Here is an 803-nt window from a genome sequence, read left to right as displayed (position 1 = left end):
CCGTGCTGACCCTGCTGGTTATTCCGGCGCTCTATGCTCTCGTGAAGGGATGGCGGCTGTCGCGTGGGTAAACATGGCAGACGTGTCGGCATATAATAGGGCATTATCTCCATGCCGTCTTCCGCCCTCATCCTGATCATAGAATGAAGACCTTCAAGTTTTCTACAAACGGACATCCTGTGTTGGCGACGCAAGCCAGGCCGCCAGTTGCCGGACCATGGATCTCGCGACACGGCCCGCCCCCAGCAGGGTGGCGCATGCGGGGCCGCACCAGGAGCCATAACCCAGCAGCCAGAGACGTGGCTCCCTGATGGCCTGCTGGCCGTCAACGCGGATCAGCCCGTCCGGCTCGATCACGTCGAGCGGCGCAAATGCACCAAGCGCGGGTCGGAAGCCGGTACACCAGATGATCGCGTCAATGGCCTCTTCCTGGCCATCGGGCCAGACGACGCCCGTAGCCGTCATCCGCACAAACGGGCGCACCGCGTGGAGCGCGCCTCGCTCCCTGGCGGCGCGCACGGGTGGTACCATGACGATATCGCCAAAGCCGCCAGTGGGCATGGCCGACGGGCCGCCGAGAACGCGAGCGGTCGCCCGCTCGAACAGGACTCGTCCGTCCACGTCATCGGGCAGGAAGACGGGATCATGCAGCGTGACCCATGTTGCCTGGGCGACAAGCGACAGTTCCGCCATAATCTGCGCACCGGAGTTGCCCCCGCCCAGCACGAGCACACGGCGACCGGCAAAGGGTACCGCGTTGTGGTAATGGGAGGAGTGGATTTGCGCTCCCGCAAACAACCCTT

The 803-nt window shown here is 64.1% G+C and carries 1 pseudogene; it reads right to left on the bottom strand.

Features of this window, described 5'->3' with window-relative positions:
- Positions 1-162: 162 nt before the first annotated feature.
- A pseudogene (locus P792_RS34105) lies at positions 163-803 on the bottom strand (pyridine nucleotide-disulfide oxidoreductase); the annotation flags it as partial.

It is taken from the genome of Asaia sp. SF2.1, from assembly GCF_000505765.1.
Taxonomy (GTDB): domain Bacteria; phylum Pseudomonadota; class Alphaproteobacteria; order Acetobacterales; family Acetobacteraceae; genus Asaia; species Asaia bogorensis.
Note: the sequence above shows the minus strand (reverse complement) of the source record. Positions and strands in the feature narration are given on the sequence as shown.